General features: G+C 71.9%; 17 protein-coding genes. 9 read left to right on the top strand and 8 right to left on the bottom strand.

Annotation, left to right across the window (positions count from 1 at the left end):
* The first annotated feature begins 116 nt into the window (after positions 1-116).
* A complete protein-coding gene (locus ABZ951_RS24205) occupies positions 117-1,328 on the top strand; it encodes an acetate kinase (protein ID WP_344092758.1) in 1,212 nt (403 codons plus the stop codon).
* 84 nt (positions 1,329-1,412) lie between these two features.
* Positions 1,413-2,840 (top strand): pyruvate kinase, encoded by a 1,428-nt coding sequence (pyk, locus tag ABZ951_RS24200; RefSeq protein WP_344092755.1) that lies wholly within the window; start codon positions 1,413-1,415, stop codon positions 2,838-2,840.
* 80 nt (positions 2,841-2,920) lie between these two features.
* On the opposite strand, the gene ABZ951_RS24195 is transcribed toward pyk, so the two are convergent.
* The 4 genes from ABZ951_RS24195 to ABZ951_RS24180 all read right to left on the bottom strand — a co-directional run bounded on the left by ABZ951_RS24195 (position 2,921) and on the right by ABZ951_RS24180 (position 7,115).
* Positions 2,921-4,297 carry a hypothetical protein gene (locus ABZ951_RS24195; protein ID WP_344092752.1) on the bottom strand — a complete coding sequence of 459 codons (1,377 nt, stop codon included), beginning with the start codon at positions 4,295-4,297 and terminating at the stop codon, positions 2,921-2,923.
* Entirely contained in the window at positions 4,287-4,799 is a 513-nt protein-coding gene (locus ABZ951_RS24190; RefSeq protein ID WP_344092750.1) for a DUF6114 domain-containing protein, read from the bottom strand. Before ABZ951_RS24190 ends, ABZ951_RS24195 begins: the two co-directional genes overlap by 11 nt.
* A gap of 113 nt (positions 4,800-4,912) precedes the next feature.
* The gene (locus ABZ951_RS24185) at positions 4,913-5,548 is read right to left on the bottom strand and encodes a DUF6230 family protein (protein ID WP_344092747.1); all 636 of its coding nucleotides are present in this window, start codon (positions 5,546-5,548) and stop codon (positions 4,913-4,915) included.
* Between the two features lie 592 nt (positions 5,549-6,140).
* Positions 6,141-7,115, bottom strand: coding sequence for a tetratricopeptide repeat protein (locus tag ABZ951_RS24180; RefSeq protein WP_344092745.1), 975 nt, complete (start codon positions 7,113-7,115; stop codon positions 6,141-6,143).
* A gap of 234 nt (positions 7,116-7,349) precedes the next feature.
* Between ABZ951_RS24180 and ABZ951_RS24175 the strand changes: the two genes are divergently transcribed.
* Positions 7,350-8,000 carry a TetR/AcrR family transcriptional regulator gene (locus ABZ951_RS24175; RefSeq protein WP_344092743.1) on the top strand — a complete coding sequence of 217 codons (651 nt, stop codon included), beginning with the start codon at positions 7,350-7,352 and terminating at the stop codon, positions 7,998-8,000.
* 6 nt (positions 8,001-8,006) lie between these two features.
* On the opposite strand, the gene ABZ951_RS24170 is transcribed toward ABZ951_RS24175, so the two are convergent.
* The 3 genes from ABZ951_RS24170 to ABZ951_RS24160 all read right to left on the bottom strand — a co-directional run bounded on the left by ABZ951_RS24170 (position 8,007) and on the right by ABZ951_RS24160 (position 10,780).
* Positions 8,007-9,707: a methylmalonyl-CoA mutase family protein gene (locus ABZ951_RS24170; protein WP_344092741.1), complete on the bottom strand. Its 1,701-nt coding sequence runs from the start codon at positions 9,705-9,707 to the stop codon at positions 8,007-8,009.
* 139 nt (positions 9,708-9,846) lie between these two features.
* The gene (locus ABZ951_RS24165; RefSeq protein WP_344092739.1) at positions 9,847-10,179 is read right to left on the bottom strand and encodes a DUF3817 domain-containing protein; all 333 of its coding nucleotides are present in this window, start codon (positions 10,177-10,179) and stop codon (positions 9,847-9,849) included.
* Between the two features lie 55 nt (positions 10,180-10,234).
* Positions 10,235-10,780: a MarR family transcriptional regulator gene (locus ABZ951_RS24160; RefSeq protein WP_344092737.1), complete on the bottom strand. Its 546-nt coding sequence runs from the start codon at positions 10,778-10,780 to the stop codon at positions 10,235-10,237.
* Positions 10,781-10,962: 182 nt separating this feature from the next.
* On the opposite strand from ABZ951_RS24160, the gene ABZ951_RS24155 reads away from it, so the two are divergent.
* Both ABZ951_RS24155 and ABZ951_RS24150 read left to right on the top strand, forming a co-directional pair.
* Complete coding sequence (locus ABZ951_RS24155) at positions 10,963-11,250, top strand: hypothetical protein (protein ID WP_344092735.1); 288 nt, start codon at positions 10,963-10,965, stop codon at positions 11,248-11,250.
* Positions 11,247-11,645: a hypothetical protein gene (locus ABZ951_RS24150; protein WP_344092733.1), complete on the top strand. Its 399-nt coding sequence runs from the start codon at positions 11,247-11,249 to the stop codon at positions 11,643-11,645. The genes ABZ951_RS24155 and ABZ951_RS24150 overlap by 4 nt, the downstream gene beginning before the upstream one ends.
* A 102-nt stretch (positions 11,646-11,747) precedes the next feature.
* Here ABZ951_RS24150 and ABZ951_RS24145 read toward each other — a convergent pair whose 3' ends face one another.
* On the bottom strand, positions 11,748-12,959 hold the full coding sequence (locus ABZ951_RS24145) for an MFS transporter (protein WP_344092731.1): 1,212 nt from the start codon (positions 12,957-12,959) through the stop codon (positions 11,748-11,750).
* 72 nt (positions 12,960-13,031) lie between these two features.
* Between ABZ951_RS24145 and ABZ951_RS24140 the strand changes: the two genes are divergently transcribed.
* The 4 genes from ABZ951_RS24140 (at position 13,032) to ABZ951_RS24125 (ending at position 16,183) form a co-directional block, all read left to right on the top strand.
* Positions 13,032-14,024 carry a DUF5937 family protein gene (locus ABZ951_RS24140; protein ID WP_344092728.1) on the top strand — a complete coding sequence of 331 codons (993 nt, stop codon included), beginning with the start codon at positions 13,032-13,034 and terminating at the stop codon, positions 14,022-14,024.
* 23 nt (positions 14,025-14,047) lie between these two features.
* The gene (locus ABZ951_RS24135) at positions 14,048-15,259 is read left to right on the top strand and encodes a helix-turn-helix transcriptional regulator (protein ID WP_344092726.1); all 1,212 of its coding nucleotides are present in this window, start codon (positions 14,048-14,050) and stop codon (positions 15,257-15,259) included.
* 115 nt (positions 15,260-15,374) lie between these two features.
* On the top strand, positions 15,375-15,701 hold the full coding sequence (locus ABZ951_RS24130; RefSeq protein WP_344092724.1) for a hypothetical protein: 327 nt from the start codon (positions 15,375-15,377) through the stop codon (positions 15,699-15,701).
* Positions 15,698-16,183, top strand: coding sequence for a hypothetical protein (locus ABZ951_RS24125; RefSeq protein WP_344092722.1), 486 nt, complete (start codon positions 15,698-15,700; stop codon positions 16,181-16,183). Before ABZ951_RS24130 ends, ABZ951_RS24125 begins: the two co-directional genes overlap by 4 nt.
* The last annotated feature ends 1 nt before the right edge of the window (position 16,184 follow it).

Genomic DNA, 16,184 nt, shown 5'->3' with positions numbered 1-16,184 from the left:
CCCCGCCCCCGCGCCCCGGCCCGCCCGCCCCCCGCCGCGGCCCGGGGGGGGCCCCCCCCCCCCCCCCCACGGCCCCCACGACGCCCCGTCACCGCACCCGACCCGGAAAGCCCTTCATGACTGCCAACCCCACCCGAGTCCTCGTCCTCAACTCCGGTTCCTCCTCGGTCAAGTACCAGCTGCTCGACATGGCCGACGGCGCCCGGCTGGCCGTCGGCCTGGTCGAGCGCATCGGTGAGGAGACCTCCCGGCTGGCGCACACCCCCCTCGCCACGGGCGGCGCCAAGCGCGAGACGGAGGCGCCGATCGCCGACCACGAGGCCGCGCTGCGGGCCGTCGCCCGGGAGCTGGCCGAGGACGGGCTGGGGCTGGACTCCCCCGAGCTGGCCGCGATCGGCCACCGTGTGGTGCACGGCGGCCTGAAGTTCACCGAGCCGACCGTGATCACCGAGGAGGTGGTGGCGGAGATCGAGCGGCTGGTCCCGGTCGCCCCGCTGCACAACCCCGCCAACATCACGGGCATCCGGACGGCCCAGGGCCTGCGCCCGGACCTGCCGCAGGTCGCGGTCTTCGACACCGCCTTCCACACCACGATGCCGGAGTCGGCCGCGCGCTACGCGATCGACGTCGAGACCGCCGACGCCCACCGCATCCGGCGCTACGGCTTCCACGGCACCTCGCACGCCTACGTCTCGCGCGAGACCGCGAAGCTGCTGGGCAAGGACCCCTCCGAGGTCAACGTCATCGTGCTGCACCTGGGCAACGGCGCCTCCGCCTCGGCGGTCCGCGGCGGCCGCTGCGTGGACACCTCGATGGGCCTGACCCCGCTGGAGGGCCTGGTCATGGGCACCCGCTCGGGTGACATCGACCCGGCCGTCATCCTGCACCTGTCCCGCAACGCGGGCATGTCCACCGACGAGATCGACTCGCTGCTCAACAAGAAGAGCGGTCTGATCGGTCTGTGCGGCGACAACGACATGCGCGAGATCCGCCGGCGCATCGACGCGGGCGACGAGCGGGCGGCGCTGGCCTTCGACATCTACGTGCACCGGCTGAAGAAATACATCGGCGCCTACTACGCCGTGCTCGGCAAGGTCGACGCCATCGCCTTCACCGCCGGTGTGGGCGAGAACGCCGCACCCGTCCGGGAGGCGGCCGTCGCGGGTCTCGCGGAGCTCGGCCTGGCCGTGGACGCCGACCTCAACGCCGTGCGCGGCGACGAGCCGCGGCTGATCTCCCCGGCGTCCGCCCGGGTCGCGGTCGCCGTGGTGCCCACCGATGAGGAGCTGGAGATCGCCACCCAGACGTACGCCCTGGTCAGCGCTTGATCGTCGACCGGTCCACGGTCCGGTTCCCGTCCTTTCCCACAGCTCGAATATTCCGCTCCGAAACAAACCGATAGGATCTGCCCCATGCGCCGTTCCAAAATCGTCTGCACCCTGGGCCCCGCCGTCGACTCCTTCGAGCAGCTGAAGACGCTGATCGAAGCCGGTATGAACGTGGCCCGCTTCAACATGAGCCACGGGACCCACAAGGAGCACGAGGAGCGGTACGACCGTCTCCGCAAGGCGGTCGACGAGACCGGCCGTGCCGTCGGTGTCCTCGCCGACCTCCAGGGCCCGAAGATCCGCCTGGAGACCTTCGCCGACGGTCCGGTGGAGCTGGTGCGCGGTGACGAGTTCACCATCACCACCGAGGACGTCCCGGGCGACAAGACGATCTGCGGCACCACCTACAAGGGCCTGCCGGGCGACGTCTCCAAGGGCGACCAGATCCTGATCAACGACGGCAACGTCGAGCTGCGCGTCACCGAGGTCGAGGGCCCGCGGGTCAAGACCATCGTGATCGAGGGCGGTGTGATCTCCGACCACAAGGGCATCAACCTGCCCGGCGCGGCGGTCAACGTCCCGGCGCTGTCCGAGAAGGACATCGACGACCTGAAGTTCGCCCTCGCGATGGGCTGCGACATGGTCGCGCTGTCCTTCGTCCGCGACGCCTCCGACGTCCTGGACGTCCACCGCGTCATGGACGAGGTCGGCCGCCGGGTCCCGGTCATCGCCAAGGTCGAGAAGCCGCAGGCCGTCGCCAACATGCAGGACGTCGTCATGGCGTTCGACGGTGTGATGGTGGCCCGTGGTGACCTCGCGGTGGAGTACCCGCTGGAGAAGGTCCCGATGGTGCAGAAGCGCCTCATCGAGCTCTGCCGCCGCAACGCCAAGCCGGTGATCGTCGCGACCCAGATGATGGAGTCGATGATCACCAACTCGCGGCCGACCCGCGCCGAGGCGTCCGACGTCGCCAACGCCATCCTCGACGGCGCCGACGCGGTGATGCTCTCCGCCGAGTCCAGCGTGGGCGCCTACCCGATCGAGACCGTCAAGACGATGTCCCGCATCGTCGAGGCGGCCGAGGAGGAGCTGCTCTCCAAGGGCCTCCAGCCGCTGGTGCCGGGCAAGAAGCCGCGCACGCAGGGCGGCTCGGTCGCCCGCGCGGCCTGCGAGATCGCCGACTTCCTGGGCGCGAAGTCGCTGGTCGCCTTCACCCAGTCCGGTGACACGGCCCGCCGGCTGTCCCGCTACCGCACGGCCCAGCCGATCCTGGCCTTCACCACGGACGTCTCGACCCGCAACCAGCTCGCGCTGAGCTGGGGCGTGGAGACCTACGTCGTCCCGCACGTGGAGAACACGGACGCCATGGTCGACCTGGTCGACGCCGAGCTGCTGAAGCTCAAGCGCTACAGCGAGGGCGACACGATGATCATCACGGCGGGTTCCCCGCCCGGCGTGCCCGGCACGACGAACATGGTGCGGGTGCACCACCTGGGCGGCGAGGGCCGCTAGTCCCGCCCCCCCCCCCCCGCACGGCCGTGGCCGCCACCCCCTTCTTCCGGGGGCGGCGGCCACGGCCGTTTCCGGCGGCGTTACGGATACGTGCCGTCGGTGATGGTCTGCCGGAGGTTCGGGATGTGCAGGGTCCCGCCGAACTGACCCGCCTGACGGATCTTCACATCGGTGAAGAAGATGGGGATGGGCAGCTTCACCCCGGGGATCAGCGGCGGCAGGCTCGTCGGGCTCTGGGTGGAGGGGATGAGACCGAGGAGCTTGCCCTTCAACTCCTCGGTGTACATGGTGATCTCGCCGCCGCCGACCGTGGACTGCGTCCCCGCGCCCGCGACGTGGTACTGCTTGCCACCCTTGTTGACGATCTGGTGCAGGTCCTGGATGGCCAGGGCGTCGGCGGTGAACTTCAGGACGCGCTTCTTCTCGTTGTTCACCATCGTGATCTCTTGGACGCCCCGGTAGGTCAGCCCGGTCAGCGTGAGCTTGCCGGCCTCCAGGTACCAGGGCTGGTGGGGGAAGGCGTGACCGTCGTTCCCGTCCGCCGCCGCGCCCTTGGGACAGGGCGGCAGCCCGCCCGGCCCCGGGGAAGCGGACGCGGAGGGCGACGGGGACGCGGACGAGGAAGCGGACGGGGACGCGCCGGAGTCCGCCTTCCGCGTGGGCGTGCCGCCCGACGGCTTCGCGGACGGCTCGGCGCCCGCCTTGCCCCGGGGCGTGGCCTTGCCGTCCTCGGGCGTGGCCTTGCCGGAGGGCGTCCCGCCGGGCGCGGGCGCCGGTTTGCGCGTGGCCCCCGAGGCGGACGGGGACGGTGAGGGGGCGGCCGGGGGCTTCGCCCCGGTCCCGTCGCCGCCGGTGAGGATGTCCTTGAGCTTGTCGCCGAGCCCCAGGGGGTCCAGCGGGTCGGTCGCCTTCGACGCCGAGGGGGCCGGGGAGGACTCACCGGCCGGGCCCGGCTTCTTCCCGTCGGGCTCCGGGGACGGCAGCGTGCCGGGCGGAATGAGCTTGTCGATCGCTTCCCTGGCCTTCTCGGCGGCTTCCCTGGCCTTCTCGGCCGCGTCCTTCGCCGCGCCCTTGGGACGCTCGGGGTCGACGGGGTCCTTGGGCGGCTCGGGGGCCGCGGGGCCGCCCTTGCCGTCCCCGGCGCTCTTCGACGGGCCGGGGGCCGGGCTCTTGCCCGATTCCTTGCCGGCGCCCGCGCTCGGTGAGGCGCCGGGGGAGGGTGATTCGTCCGGCGCCGTGGCGCACTGCCCCTCGAAGGGTTCCGGCAGCGGCGGCTTGGCCAGGGCCAGTTGCGGCGTGAGCCCCATGCCCATCAGGACCGCGCTGGGCATGGCCGCCAGGGCCACGGCCTTGCCCGCGGGCATGTGCAGGCGGTGCAGCAGCGGCTTCCTGGGGGCGGCGTGCCGTGGACCGGTTCTCGCACGGCCCGCGGCCTCTCGGGTTTCGTCAGTGGGCACCGTGACCCCCGTCGGTCTCCTTTATGAGGCTCAGCCCGGGCAGCTCCGTGCGGGTCCCGTCGTCCCCCGCCGGGTCCCCGTCCCCGGGCGCGGCTCCGGCGGCCGGCTTCCCCGGCATCCAGGAGACCCCGAGGGCCCCGCCCACGAGGGCGAGCAGGAAGCCGATGAGGAAGGCCCCGAAGTTGGAGACGACCAGGGAGACGAGGGCCAGCAGGATCGCCGCGACACCGGCGAAGATCCGCGACTGCTGCTGGAACCAGAGCGTGAGGCCGAGGACGACCAGCAGCACTCCTATGATCAGCGACCCGGCGCCCGCCGTGGTGGCCATGCGGAGGTGCAGATCGCCCAAGGTCATGGTCTGGTACGGGATGTACATGATCGGGATGCCGGACAGCAGGGTCCACAACCCGCCCCAGAACGGGCGCCGCCCGCGCCAGTCCCGGAAGGAACGGCGGGCGCGGCCGAACGAGGCTGTCTGCAGGGGTCGCGTGTCGGCGCTCATGTCGTACAGCTCCTCGGGACTGGCGAACTCGGTGGTACGCGTCGTTCACATGCGGCGCGGTGGAGGGGCGTACGGGCGCGGGGGCGGTTTCCCGGGGCCCCGCGCCCGCACCCTCATTCCAGCTCCGAGTCCTTGAAGCACTCGTTCTTGCCGAAACTGACGCCCATCTTCAGGCCCTTGAGGTTGAACGTGCCGGCCGTGGTGGCCCAGGCCCGCTGCTTGGCGTCCTTGAAGATCACTTCCTTCGCCTGCTGGGCGAAGGACCCCTTCTCGATCAGGTCCCCCGGCGCCGGGCCGGGCCCCTTGGTGCTGCCGTCGACCGGCACGCCGATGTCGATGTCCTTGAACGTGGCGTCGGCCTTGAGGACATCCGCGTCGATGTACAGCGTCTGGGCGGTGACCTTGTCCTTGCCGCCACCGGCCGAGAGCTTCATGGACACGTCTTTGTTGAGCATCGGGATCGGGATGACCACCGACTGGCAGAGGTTGCTGATGGTCGCGCTCTTCAGGCCGACCACGGCGACGGGGTGGGCACCCGACTTGTTCTTGTCGAGGGCTCCGTACTGGACGAAGTCCTGGCCCACCAATTCACCCGCCTGGACCTTGAACTGCTGGCCCGACACACTGAACGACGCCGCGAGCGCACCCTGCGCCACCGCCACACCGATCGCGGCCGTCGCCGCGACGCTGGGCACCATGACGACGGCGAACCGCCGCCATCTGGTCCCACCACGAGTCTGGGACTCCATGACTTGCCTCCTTCTCGGACGTACACCCCCGGCCCGGATCCCGTGGTGCGGATCCGCGCCCGGAGATGGGAGACGTGCTACGTCCTCGGGAAGAAGAGCGCCGCCGCACGACCGGTGGCGGCAGAACCCCTCCGGCGACAACGGCGATCACCCCCGAGCGACAACCACAGGCCGCGCCTGCGCGCAACCGCCGGGACAGGCAGTGCCGTTGACGGCACCGACCCCCCTGTCCCCGGGCCGGCCCCGGCTCGGGTCCGGCCCGCCCGGTGGGGACCCATGTCCCGCACACCGACCGGCTGCCGGGTGGGGAATGGACCGAGCTTGGCCGATCGTGGTCCATTCCCGGCCGGGGCACAAGAGGTTCATTACTAGCGAGTAACGGGCCGATAACCGTGGGGAGACCAGTGCGCATCGGCCGGTATCGGGGGACTGCCGCACCGTGTCCGGAAGGAAGGGGAGATACAAGAAAAACCCGGGCGAAAGCCCGGGCTTTTCTTACTCGCAGTAACGGGGCGCGGGTTTACCAAGTTTTGGCAAAGTGCCGCCGTTGTGCCGCTTGTTGCACAGGGGGAGGCGAGGGCCCGTCAGACCCTCAGAACAGCGCGCGGGACAGCGCGGTGCGCGCCGCGCCCACCCGCGGATCGTCCGCCCCGATCACCTCGAAGAGCTCCAGCAGCCGCACGCGCGCGGCGTCCCGGTCCTCCCCCGCCGTGCGCTTCACCGTGTCGATGAGCCGGCCGAAGGCGTCCTCCACATGACCGCCCACCAGGTCGAGGTCGGCGGCGGCGATCTGCGCCTGCGCGTCGGCGGCGTTCTCCGCGGCGGCCTTGCGGACCTGCTGGGGGTCCATGTCCTGCACGCGGCGCAGCAGCTCGGCCTGAGCGAGGCCCAGCTTGGCCTCGGCGTTGCCCGGGTCGTCCGCCAGCACGTTCTTGTACGCCTGGACGGCGCCGCCCAGGTCACCGGCGTCCAGCGCCTGGTGGGCCAGGCCGAGGGCGTGCTCGTGCGGGCCCGCGGGGGCCTCCTGCGGCACGGCGGCCGCGTCGGGGGCCGCGTCGGCCGTGAGCGGCGGGCCCACGATGCCGAAGCGCTGCTCGGCCACCTGGATCAGCTGGTCGAGGACCTGGCGGACCTGGGCCTCGGGCGCGGCGCCCTGGAAGAGCGGCAGGGCCTGCCCGGCCACCACCGCGAAGACCGCGGGGATGGACTGCACGCCGAACTGCTGGAAGAGCATCTGGTTGGCTTCGACGTCGACCTTGGCGAGGACGAACCGGCCGGCGTATTCCTGCGCCAGCCGCTCCAGCAGCGGGCCGAGCTGCTTGCACGGCTCGCACCAGTCGGCCCAGAAGTCGATGACGACGGGCACCTCGGCGGAGCGCTGGAGGACGTCCGGCTCGAATCCGGCCTCGTCGGCATCGAAGATCAGGGGCTGTGCGCCGGCCGCGGGCACCCCGCCCTGGCGGGCCGCTTCGGCCCGGGCCTGCTCCGCCTTCTGCTTGGCTTCCCCGGCCGCCTTCACCGCGGCGAGGTCGACCACTCCACTCATGGACATGTTCCGTGGCTGCATGGGCCTATCCTCCCCCCTTCGCGCGGCGATCGGAAAAGCGCGTCGTGAAGTGAGCTCTGAAGCGGTCTCGAAGCGGTGCGGTCGGCGCCGGGTCCCCACCTGGCGCCTGTGGTTGTCGCTGTTTCGCTACGAGTCGTAGCGTAACTGCCCGGGGCGCCCCGGCGGCAAGCGGTGGCGAAGCTTTTGCGTGATCTGGCTCATACCGCCGGAGCTACTCGGCGGTAAGGTCGCGGCATGACTTCCGCCCCTCCCCCCGGCTGTGCCGGGCGGCGCGTCCGGGGGCGCACGGGACGGCCGCGCAGCCCCGAGACCGACCGCGCCATCCTCGACGCGACGCGCGCCGCGCTGGTCGAACTGGGCTGGGGGAAGCTGACGCTGGGCGACGTCGCGGCGCGCGCGGGGGTCGCGAAGACCACCCTCTACCGCCGCTGGGCGGGCAAGAACGAGCTGGTCGTGGACGCCGTGGCGGCCCTCTTCGACGAGCACCTCGAACTGCCGGACCGGGGCAGCCTGCAGGCCGACGTGGAGGGCGTCGTCCTGCAGTTCGCCGCCCTGCTGGAACGCCCCGAGGCCAAGACGGCCCTGATGGCGGTGGTCTCCGAGTCCACCCGGGACGACGCGCTGCGGGCCCGGATCCGCTCCGCGATCGTGGACCGGCAGAAGACGCTGGTGCTGCTGGGCCGCCGGCGGGCGCAGGCGCGCGGCGAGCTGCCGTTCGAGGAGTCGCCCGCGGCGGCGGCCCGCGACGCCGACCTGATCTTCGACGTGATCGCCGGGGCCGTCGTCCACCGCGCCCTCGTCAGCGGGGAGCGGGTGGACGCGGAGTGGACCGGCGCTTTCGTCGCCCTCCTGCTGTTCGGCCTGGCGGGGCGGACCGCCACCTGAAGCCTTTCAGAACCCGGCCGGTTCGGTGTACGTGCCCCATTCCTCGCGCAGGGCGTCGCAGATCTCGCCGAGCGTCGCCTCGGCCCGGACGGCCTCCAGCATCGGCCCGATCATGTTGGAGCCGTCGCGGGCGGCGGCCAGCATCCGCTCCAGCGCCGTGGTGACCGCCGCGTCGTCCCGCCGGGCCCGGCGGCCGGCGAGCTCGCGCACCTGCTCGCGCTCCACCTCGTGGCTGACGCGGAGGATCTCCAGGTCGCCGGTGACCGAGCCGTGGTGGCAGTTGACGCCGACGACACGCTTGGCGCCCTTCTCCAGGGACTGCTGGTAGCGGAAGGCGCTCTCGGCGATCTCCCCGGTGAACCAGCCGTCCTCGATGCCGCGCAGGATGCCGGACGTCATCGGCCCGATGGGGTGCTTGCCGTCCGGTACGGCCAGGGCGCCGCGCTCACGGATCCGTTCGAAGATCTTCTCGGCGTCGGCCTCGATCCGGTCGGTGAGCTGCTCGACGTACCACGAACCGCCCAGCGGGTCGGCGACGTTGGCGACGCCGGTCTCCTCCATGAGCACCTGCTGGGTGCGCAGCGCGATCTCGGCGGCCTGCTCGCTGGGCAGGGCCAGGGTTTCGTCCAGGGCGTTGGTGTGCAGGGAGTTGGTGCCGCCGAGGACGGCGGAGAGGGCCTCCACGGCGGTGCGGACGACGTTGTTGTACGGCTGCTGGGCGGTGAGGGAGACCCCGGCCGTCTGGGTGTGGAAGCGCAGCCACTGGGCCTTGTCGGTCCGTGCCCCGTAGACCTCCTTCATCCAGCGGGCCCAGATGCGGCGGGCGGCGCGGAACTTGGCGATCTCCTCGAAGAAGTCGAGGTGCGCGTCGAAGAAGAAGGAGAGGCCGGGCGCGAAGGCGTCGACGTCCAGGCCCCGGCTGAGGCCGAGCTCGACGTAGCCGAAGCCGTCGGCGAGGGTGTACGCGAGCTCCTGCGCGGCCGTGGCCCCGGCCTCGCGGATGTGGTAGCCGGAGACGGAGAGGGGCTTGTAGGCGGGGATGGCGCGGGCGCAGTGCTCCATCAGGTCGCCGATCAGGCGCAGGTGGGGCTCGGGCGGGAAGAGCCACTCCTTCTGCGCGATGTACTCCTTGAAGATGTCCGTTTGCAGGGTGCCGTTGAGGACGGCGGGGTCGACGCCCTGCCGCTCGGCGGCGACCAGGTACATGCAGAAGACGGGGACGGCGGGGCCGCTGATCGTCATGGAGGTGGTGACGCCGCCGAGGGGGATGTCCCGGAAGAGGGTCTCCATGTCGGCGGCGGAGTCGACGGCGACGCCGCAGTGGCCGACCTCGCCGAGGGCGCGGGGGTCGTCGGAGTCGCGGCCCATGAGGGTCGGCATGTCGAAGGCGACGGAGAGGCCGCCGCCGCCGGCGGCCAGGATCATCCGGTAGCGCTCGTTGGTCTGCTCGGCGTTGCCGAAGCCGGCGAACTGGCGGATGGTCCAGGTGCGGCCCCGGTAGCCGGTGGCGTACAGGCCGCGGGTGAAGGGGTACTCGCCGGGCCAGCCGATCCGCTCGAAGCCTTCGTAGGCGTCGCCGGGGCGGGGGCCGTAGACGGGGTCGACGGGATCACCGGAAAGAGTGGTGAAGTCCGCGTCACGCTTGCGTGCCGCGTCGTAGCGGGCCTGCCAGCGACGGCGGCCTTCGTCGATGCGTTCGGCGTCCATGACACCAATTTACTTGGACGTCCTAGTAAATGTCGACGGCAAAGCGGTGGACAGAACGGCGGGAAATGACGGGCCGCCCGCACCCAGGGGGTACGGGCGGCCACGAACCCACGGCCGGCGGCGGGCCGGCTCCGGCGTGTCAGGCGCGGGCGACGCCGCCCTCGGCGTCGGCGATCAGCGGCTCGACCTCGCGGACGACCTTGCGCTCCACGAAGAAGGCGGCCGTCGGGATGGTGCCGGAGACCAGCACCCACAGGAGCTTGCCGAACTTCCACCGTGCCTTGGAGCCCAGGTCGAAGGCGAAGATCAGGTAGATGATGAAGAGCACGCCGTGGATCTGGGAGATCACCAGCGTGAGGTCCGCGCCCTTGTCGAAGCCGTACTTGAACACCATGCTGACGCACAGCACCAGCAGCATCACGGCGGTCAGGTAGGCCATCACCCGGTAGCGGGTCAGCACGCTTCGCTTCATGCCCACGAGCCTAACCGCCCGTTCCGGGGCGATCTTCGCCACCCCCGGCCGCGCTTCAGTCCCGCGCCGGCTCCCGCTCCCGTTCGGCCGGCCGGTCCTCCGCGAAGTCCCCCGCGGCGACGCGCAGCGGCCGCAGGATCTCGAAGATCTCCCCGCACGCCTCGGCGTCGTAGGCCCCGAGCCCGAAGTCGATCGCCATCAGGTCCCGGGTGGCCGACTCGACGACCTCCCGGCCCTTCTCGGTGATCGACGCGAGCGTCCCGCGGCCGTCGTTGGGGTTGGGGCGCTTGGCGACCAGCCCGGAGGTGACCAGCCGGTCGACGGTGTTGGTCACCGACGTCGGGTGGACCATCAGCCGCTCGCCGATCTTGGACATCGGCAGCTCGCCCTCCTTGCTGAAGGTGAGCAGCACCAGCGCCTCGTAGCGGGCGAACGTCAGCCCGTACGGCTTGACGACGGCGTCGACCTGGCCGAGCAGGATCTGGTGGGCACGCATGATCGAAGTGATCGCCGCCATCGACGGCACGGGCCCCCAGCGCTGCTGCCAGCGCTCGTCCGCTCGGGCGATGGGATCGAAGGGGAGGCTGAGGGGCTTCGGCACGGGATGAGCCTACCGTCCGGTCATATCGTGGTCACCGGTATCTCAGATCTCGGGACGCGCGGGCCCCGCCGGGGCCGCCTCGGGCAGCTGATCACCGCGAGCGTACGACGAGCGGCACGGCGAGTGCGCGGGGCCCGTGAATTCCGGCCACCCTCGCACCATAGAAGGTCTATGGTGGCGCTATGGCCACGACGACGATTCAGGTGCCCCGGAAGACCCGTGATCATCTCGCCGAGCTCGCGAAGGAGCGCGGCTTGAGCATCGGCCAGCTGGTCGACGCCCTGGCCGCGGAGCAGCCGACCGCCGCACAGCGCGCCGAGCGGCTGGCCGCCGACCGGGAGGTCGTGCGCCACGTGATCGGTGTCGACATCAGCGAGCAGGAGTTCGACCGCGCGTCGGACGTCAGGGCGAACCTCTACAGGATCGCCGCCGAGAAGGCCGCCCGGGCCGCCCGGGGTGACACCGCGTGATCATTCTCGACACCAGTGCGGTCAAAGCGCTCGCCGGTGGCCACAAGACCCTGAACCTGCTCGCGGGCAACATGGCGCACACGCCTGGTGATCACCTGAGCATCCCCGCTTTGTGTCTGACACAAGCCGAAGCGGACGAGGAGGGCGTCTCCCGCCGGGTGCTCGCCTTCTCCTCCGCGGTCGTCGACACCCTCGACGCGATCGCCTCCGTCAGCGTCGGCACGATGATCCGCGACGGCTACGGCGGCGCGGACACGTGCCACGCCTTGTACTGCGCGCTTCCGCGCCCGGAGTTCACCGGAATGTCCATCCTGCTGACCGGCAACGAGGGCGCCTATCCGCCCGGCGTGGTCACCGTCGGCATCGACTCCCCCGGCATGCTGGGCTTCAACTGAGGCTCACCCGCCCGCCTATGCCCGTGCACGGGCACGGGCACGGGCACGGGCACGGGCACGGGCACGGGCACGGGCACGGGCACGGGCACAAGTAACTCCTGATCACCGCGAGCGTACGACCAGCCGCACCGCGAGCCCCACCGCCAGCGTGCCGAGCGCCCCGGTCCCGGCCACCACGAAGTGGGCCGGCGCGAACTCGGCCGCCGCGCCGGCGAGGGCCATGCCCAGGCCCTGGATCGTCATCACCCCGGCGGTCTGGAGGGTCATCGCCCGGCCGCGGAGCTCCTCGGGCACGGCGGCGATGAACCACTGGTCCAGCCCCAGGGTGTAGGCCACGCCCGTACCGGCCAGGGCCACCACGAGCAGCGCCCAGCCGAGGGAGGGCCGCAGGACGTACGCGAGGAACGGCAGCAGGGTCACGGCCGCCAGCGGCAGGACGCAGCGTTCCCGGGCCCGCGGGCTCAGCAGCGAGCCGGCGAGCACCTCGCCCGCGATCGACCCCACGGGCATCCCGGCCATCAGGAGCCCCAGGCCGACCGGTCCGGCACCGATCGCGTCGGCGTACGGGGCCGCCAGCGCCTCGGGGGCCACGATGAAGAACGGCGGCAGCCAGGACAGCAGGAGCAGCGCCCGGATCCGCCGGTCGGCGAAGAGCCGGCGCGCCCCGGAGAGCGAGGACTTCAGCAGCGCCGCCCCCTCCCCCGCGCGCCCGGGCCTGCGCCGGGTGCCCAGGCGCAGCAGCAGCGCGGTGGCGAGGAATCCGGCCGCGGTGGCCAGGAGCGCGGTGCGCGGCGCCAGGGCCGTCAGCAGCAGTCCGCCCGCGGCGAAACCGGCGAGCTGGGCTCCCTGGCTGACGATGCGGATGAGTGAGCGGCCGAGGATGAAGAGATCGCCTTCGCCGAGGATGTCGCCCATCGTCGCGGCCCGGGTGCCGGCGAGCACGGGCCCGATCGCGGCGGTGGCGCAGCGCAGGGCGAGCAGCGCGGGCACGGGCGTCCCGGGCAGGGCCGTCGCGGCAGCGGCGGTGGCGCACAGCAGGTTGCCCACGACGAGCACGCGCCGTGCCGGGTAGCGGTCGGCCACCGCGGACAGCAGGGTGCCGCCGGCGGCGTAGGGCAGGAAGCCGAGGGCGAAAGCCAGGGCGCTCATCAGCGGGGACCCGGTCAGCTGGTACACGAGGACGGAGAGGGCGAGTTCGCCGACGACGAGGCCGAGCAGGGACAGCAGGTGGGCGGCGAAGACCGCCCGGAACTCCCGGACCGCGAAGACGGACCGGTAGCCGGCGGCGGCAGGGGCGAGGAGTGGCGAGGACATGACGGGAAGCGTGCCGAGGGCGCCCCGCTCGGCCTAGTGTTTCGGTTCGGGCCGAATCAAGGGGGTGCCGTCATGCCGCTCCGCATGCGGTTGGGAACGTCGGACCTGCTGCGGTGCCGCTTCGGCATCTCCCCGCTGTGGGAGACGCACCAGGCCGTCCACGCGCTGCTGAGCCCGGAGCGGCACGGCTACCACCTGCCGTGGCTGCGGCGGCACCGGGCCGCGGCTGCGCGGCTCGACGCCCGGTGGCTGGCGCTGCTGATGCCGTCCCGCGGGTACCACCCGGATTTCCTCTGCCCGCCGCCGGAGGGGCCGCTGTCGTCGTTCGAGGACGAACTGGCGCGGGTACGGGCCACCGACCCCGCGGTCGCGCGCCGGGACCTGGCCCGGTCGCTGGCGGAAACGCCGGGTGCCGCGCGGAGCTCGGCGGGACGGGCGATGCTCGCGGACCCGGCCCGCGCCGTGCGGGAGCTGACGCAGGTGCTGGAGCGGGCGTGGCACACCCTGCTCGCCCCCGACTGGCCGCGGCTGCGCTCCCTGCTGGAGGCCGACGTGGCCTTCCACACCCGGCTGTTGGCGGAAGGCGGCCTGGAGCGGCTGTTCGCGGATCTGCACCCGTCCCTGGTCTGGGCGGAGAACACCCTCACGCTCACCAAGCCCGGCCACCACAGCCGCGAGCTGGACGGGCAGGGCCTGATGCTGGTCCCGAGCGTCTTCGCGTGGCCGGAGGTGATCGGCGGTTTCGACGCGCCGTGGCAGGCGACGGTGGTCTACCCGGCACGCGGCATCGGCGGCCTGTGGACGGACCGCCCGGCGGGAACGACGCAGGCACTGGCCCGCCTCATGGGCCCGAACCGCGCGGCGATCCTGGCGGGCCTGACGGAACCGTCGTCGACCACGGCCCTGGCCCACCGCCATGGTTTGGCCCCGTCGTCGGTGTCGGCCCACCTGTCGGTACTCCAAGCGGCGGGCCTCCTGACGTCCCGCCGCCACGGCCATCAGGTGCTGTACGAACGCACGCCGTTGGGCATGGCGCTGGCGGCCGGTGCGTGGGAGGGGGAATAGGCCCGGAGCGGTAGCTTGGCCCCATGGCTGAGCACCTGGGCGATCGACTGGGCCGACTGCGCCGACTCGCCGACCTCACGCAGGAAGGGCTGGCGGACACGTCCGGGGTATCGGCCGACGTGATCCGGAAGCTGGAACAGCGCCGCAAGCACAGCGCCCGCCTGCCGACGCTCCATTCGCTGGCCCGGGGGTTGGGCGTCGAGCTCACCGCTCTACTCGGTGACCCGCCGGGGGTGCCGTCCAGCGGCGAAGCCGACCCGCCCCAGTTGGTCGCCGTGCGGCGCGCGATCATGCCCCCACTGTTCGCCCCGCCCGTCGAACCTGCGGGCGCTGAGATGCTCTCCCCGGCCCTTCTGCGGGCCGAACTGGCCGGGGGCTGGACGCTGTACCACGCCGCCGACTTCGGCCGCCTCATGGACGTGCTGCCGGGCATCATCGCGGACGCGCGGCTCATGACCGCGGTCGGCACCCCGGAACAACGCGCCCTCGGGCAGGCCGCGTTGGGGAAAGCCTTGCAACTGGGCGGACACCTGGCCATCCGGCTGGGCAAGACCGACCTCGCGCTGTCCGCTCTGGAGCGCGCCTATCTCGCCGCCGGGGATTCGTCGGACCCGCTGCTCGCCCCGATGGTGTCCAACTCCGCCGCGTGGGCGTACCAGCGCCAGGGCCGGCTGGACGATGCGCGCAACCTTGCCGTGCACGCCGCCGACGGGGTGGAGCGGGAGCACACGGGCACGTCGGAGGGTGTGCGCGTGTGGGGCGGCCTGCTGATGTCCGCGGCTACGTCGTACGCCCGAAGCGACGACTACGAGACCGCCAACGAAATGATGGTGACAGCGGAGAAAGCGGCCGGTCGGCTGGCCAAGCTTCCGCCCCCGGCAGACGGCAAGCTCGTTTCCGTGTTCAGCCGGTCATCGGTGCGCATCGAGCGAGTGCGTCTCGCTGTCCAGCACGAGCGGCCGGAAGAGGCCCTGACGCTGGCGACGGGCATACGGCTCAGCAAGGACACTCCACCGTCGTGGCGAACGTGGCTGCTGCTGGACGTGGCGCGGGCGCACACCGACCTCGGGGATTCCGCGGGTGCGGTGCGGACGCTGGAGAGGCTGCGGAAGGTAGCCCCGGCGTGGATGCGGCACCACACGCTGGCGGTGGCGATCATGTCGGACCTGTGGGCGGGCTCACGTCACACCCCCGGCTTGCGGCGACTCGCGGAGTTCTTGAGGGTCGCCAAGTAAGAACGGCTGCCGGGAGCGAGCCGCGGTTCGCTCCCGGCAGCCACCCGACACAGACGCCCGCCCGGAGCGCGAGCAAACGCTTGGCGGGGCGTAATACGCGTCATACACTACGACTGTGGCAAAGACCAGGATCAGCATCAGCCTTGAGCAGCAGCAGGCCGAGCGCATCCGGCGGCATGCCGAGCGGGCCGGCCTCGATCTCTCGGCGTACCTCGTGCATGCCGCGACCCGGCAGATGGCGGAGACCGAGGCCGTAGAGGCACAGTTCGCCGGCGTGGACGCCTTGATCGCGGCGACGGAGGCCGAGGCCGCGAGCGTTCCTCCGGAGCCGGATGCGGCGGTCGGGGAGCTGACGGAAGAGGAGCGGCTGGAAGTCGAAGCCGCCCTCGGCCTCGTCTACGGGCCGGATCGAACGGGTGCACGGCCAGGTCAGGCCGCGTGAGTACGAGAATCCCCGTCTACGACAGCGGGATGCTCATCGCTCTCGCCGACCGCAAGGCCAAGGCGGTGCACCTGCATGAGGCGCTGAAAGCCACTCCGCACCGCGCCCTTGTCCTCGGACCCGTGCTGGCTCAGGTGTGGCGCCCGAACCCGGCGCTGGTCCACGCGCTGGCCACGGTACTCAAAGACTGTTCCGTGCCGCAGGCGCGCGGCTCGGCCCCGCCGATGCGCGAGACGAAGGCAGGCCGACCCGAGTGCGTCGCGTGCGCGACGGGCTTCGACCTGACGGACTGGCGCCGTATCGGCACCACCCTGGGCCAGGCCGAGCTCCCCGCGAAGAAGCGGCCGGACGCGGTGGACGCTTGTGTGGCCCTGGCCGCCGCGAAGCACGGCAGCGCGGTGATCTTCACCAGCGAGCCGGAGGACATCGCCGCGTACCTGGCGGTGCTGAACCCCACCGATGTGCACGTACACGCCGTGTGAG

The organism is Streptomyces sp. NPDC046215, assembly GCF_040646215.1.
Classification (GTDB): domain Bacteria; phylum Actinomycetota; class Actinomycetes; order Streptomycetales; family Streptomycetaceae; genus Streptomyces; species Streptomyces stramineus.
The sequence above is the reverse complement of the archived record's forward strand: the minus strand, read 5'-3'. Positions and strand labels throughout refer to the sequence as shown.

What these genes read in the sequence shown, in the direction of transcription:
- ABZ951_RS24190 (WP_344092750.1), bottom strand. Translation starts at nt 4,799, where the DNA reads ATGAGCGCCGACACGCGACCCCTGCAGACAGCCTCGTTCGGCCGCGCC.
- pyk (WP_344092755.1), top strand. Translation starts at nt 1,413, where the DNA reads ATGCGCCGTTCCAAAATCGTCTGCACCCTGGGCCCCGCCGTCGACTCC.
- ABZ951_RS24155 (WP_344092735.1), top strand. Translation starts at nt 10,963, where the DNA reads ATGGCCACGACGACGATTCAGGTGCCCCGGAAGACCCGTGATCATCTC.
- ABZ951_RS24185 (WP_344092747.1), bottom strand. Translation starts at nt 5,548, where the DNA reads ATGGAGTCCCAGACTCGTGGTGGGACCAGATGGCGGCGGTTCGCCGTC.
- ABZ951_RS24205 (WP_344092758.1), top strand. Translation starts at nt 117, where the DNA reads ATGACTGCCAACCCCACCCGAGTCCTCGTCCTCAACTCCGGTTCCTCC.
- ABZ951_RS24180 (WP_344092745.1), bottom strand. Translation starts at nt 7,115, where the DNA reads ATGCAGCCACGGAACATGTCCATGAGTGGAGTGGTCGACCTCGCCGCG.
- ABZ951_RS24175 (WP_344092743.1), top strand. Translation starts at nt 7,350, where the DNA reads ATGACTTCCGCCCCTCCCCCCGGCTGTGCCGGGCGGCGCGTCCGGGGG.
- ABZ951_RS24170 (WP_344092741.1), bottom strand. Translation starts at nt 9,707, where the DNA reads ATGGACGCCGAACGCATCGACGAAGGCCGCCGTCGCTGGCAGGCCCGC.
- ABZ951_RS24145 (WP_344092731.1), bottom strand. Translation starts at nt 12,959, where the DNA reads ATGTCCTCGCCACTCCTCGCCCCTGCCGCCGCCGGCTACCGGTCCGTC.
- ABZ951_RS24140 (WP_344092728.1), top strand. Translation starts at nt 13,032, where the DNA reads ATGCCGCTCCGCATGCGGTTGGGAACGTCGGACCTGCTGCGGTGCCGC.
- ABZ951_RS24135 (WP_344092726.1), top strand. Translation starts at nt 14,048, where the DNA reads ATGGCTGAGCACCTGGGCGATCGACTGGGCCGACTGCGCCGACTCGCC.
- ABZ951_RS24165 (WP_344092739.1), bottom strand. Translation starts at nt 10,179, where the DNA reads ATGAAGCGAAGCGTGCTGACCCGCTACCGGGTGATGGCCTACCTGACC.